A 2,427-nucleotide genomic window follows, 5' to 3' on the forward strand; every position below is an offset into this window, starting at 1 on the left:
TTTTGCCTTGTGGCGGAAGCTGTGGAGCAGCGGCTCGGTATAGCCGCTGGGCTGGCTGACCCCTTCGAACACCAGCGCGCGGGCGGCCTGGAAGGCGAGGCTGCGTTCCGGATCGGTCGCCATCGGGCGGTAGAGCGGGTCGGCGGCGTTCTGGCCATCGACCTTGGCGGCCATGCGCAGCAGGGCTTCATCGACCTGTTCGGGGGTGATCACGCCGTGGAGCAGCCAGTTGGCGAGGTGCTGGCTGGAGATGCGCAGGGTGGCGCGGTCTTCCATCAGGCCGATGTCGTTGATGTCGGGCACTTTAGAGCAGCCGACGCCCTGATCGACCCAGCGCACGACATAGCCGAGGATGCCCTGCGCGTTGTTGTCGATCTCGGCCTGCAGGTCGGCGGCGGACCAGTTGCGGCCAGCTGCGAGGGGAATGGTCAGCAGGGCCTCGAGCGGGGCGATAGCCTCTTCCGCGCGCTTGGCCTGGCGGGCGAAGACGTCGACCCGGTGGTAATGGGTGGCGTGGAGCGTGGCGGCGGTGGGCGAGGGGACCCATGCCGTGGTCGCCCCGGTCAGCGGGTGCGCGATCTTCTGGGCGAGCATGTCGGCCATCCGGTCGGGCATGGCCCACATGCCCTTGCCGATCTGCGCCTTGCCGGACAGGCCGCAGGCAAGGCCGATCTGGACGTTGCGATCCTCGTAGGCGGCGATCCACGCGGAGGTCTTCATCTCGCCCTTGCGCAGCATGGCCCCGGCCTGCATCGAGGTGTGGATCTCGTCTCCGGTGCGATCAAGGAAGCCGGTGTTGATGAACATGATGCGGTCTTTCACCGCGTGGATGCAGGCGGCGAGATTGGCGCTGGTGCGGCGCTCCTCGTCCATGATCCCGACCTTGAGGGTGTGGCGGGCGAGGCCGAGCACGTCTTCGACGGCATCGAACAGGTCATTGGCGAAGGCGCATTCTTCCGGCCCGTGCATCTTGGGCTTGACGATATAGACCGAGCCGGTGCGGCTGTTGCGCAGGGCGCCGGTGGCGGCAAGGTCATGCAGGGCGATGGCTGAGGTGACCAGCGCGTCGATAACCCCTTCCGGCGCCTCCGCGCCGCCGGGCACGAGCACGGCCGGGGTGGTCATCAAGTGGCCGACATTGCGGACCAGCAGCAGCGAGCGGCCGGGGAGCGTGAACGGGCTGCCATCCGGCGCGGCATAGGCGCGGTCGGGATTGAGGCGGCGGGTGATTGCCGCGCCGTTCTTGACGAAGGTGTCTTCCAGCGTGCCGCGCATGACGCCGAGCCAGTTGGCATAGGCGGCGACCTTGTCCTCGGCATCGACCGCCGCGATCGAATCCTCGAAGTCGCAGATCGTGGTGACGGCGGATTCGAGCACGACGTCGGCGATGCCGGCCGGGTCGGTGCGGCCGATCGGGTGGGCGGGGTCGATGACGATCTCGATGTGCAGGCCGTTGCGGCGCAGCAGCAGGTTGGCGCCCGCCCGGCCGACGAGTTGCTCGGAATTGGCGAGGGCGAGGTCGCCGCCGGTCCAGTCCTGCCACGAGCCGCTTGCCAGCGGGACCGCCTCGTCGAGGAAGGCCTTTGCCCAGGCGATCACCTTGGCGCCGCGCGCCGGATCGAAGCCGGGGCCGGAGGGCGCCCCGGCAATCGCGTCGGTGCCGTAGAGCGCGTCGTAGAGGCTGCCCCAGCGGGCATTGGCGGCGTTGAGGAGGAAGCGGGCGTTCAGCACGGGGACGACGAGCTGCGGCCCGGCGATGGTCGCCAGTTCGGAATCGACGCCATGGGGATCGACCTGAAAGGCGCCCGGCGCCGGTGCGAGGTAGCCGATGTCCTTGAGGAAGGCGCGGTATTCCTCGCCATCGACCGGCTGGCCGGCGCGGGTCTTGTGCCAGGCGTCGATCGCGGCCTGCAGCTCTTCGCGCCGCGCGAGCAGGGCGGCGTTGCGCGGGGCAAAGCGGGCGAGGATCGCGGCCATGCCGGACCAGAAGGCCGCGGGTTCGATCCCGGTGCCGGGCAGGGCATCGCGCTCGACGAAGACGGCCAGTTCGGCCGCGACGTTCAATCCCGCCTTTTCGACATAGTTCGCCATGGTCGTGTCTCCGCTCTGGCCGCAATTCACGCGGGCATGGCTACCGCCCGGCGTGATCTTGCGGTAGGGTGAAAGAATTCAATACACTTTTTCCCGCAGGTTGAAGATGTTCGATCCAGACTACGACCTCTTCGTCCAGATCGTCGAGGCCGGATCGATCTCGGCCGCGGCGCGGCAGCGCGGGGTGTCGGTGGCGAGCCTGTCCAAGCGGCTGGTGCGGCTGGAGCAGCGGCTCGGCACCCGGCTGGTTCATCGCACGACGCGGCGGATGGCCCCGACCTCTGCGGGGCAGGACCTGCTCGGCGCGTTGTTGCCGCTGCGCGCCGCGCTGCGCGA

General features: G+C 68.9%; 2 protein-coding genes. One reads left to right on the forward strand and one right to left on the reverse strand.

Annotated elements, in window-relative coordinates; translation table 11 throughout:
* Positions 1-2,091, reverse strand: a 2,091-nt coding sequence (locus H7F51_RS18510) for a malate synthase G (protein WP_185665810.1), incomplete at its 3' end; no start/stop codon positions are given.
* Between the two features lie 106 nt (positions 2,092-2,197).
* Here H7F51_RS18510 and H7F51_RS18515 point away from each other — a divergent pair.
* Positions 2,198-2,427: helix-turn-helix domain-containing protein (locus H7F51_RS18515; protein WP_185665811.1), on the forward strand; the 230-nt coding region annotated here is incomplete at its 3' end.

Origin of the sequence: Novosphingobium flavum (assembly GCF_014230315.1) — a bacterium.
GTDB lineage: Bacteria > Pseudomonadota > Alphaproteobacteria > Sphingomonadales > Sphingomonadaceae > Novosphingobium > Novosphingobium flavum.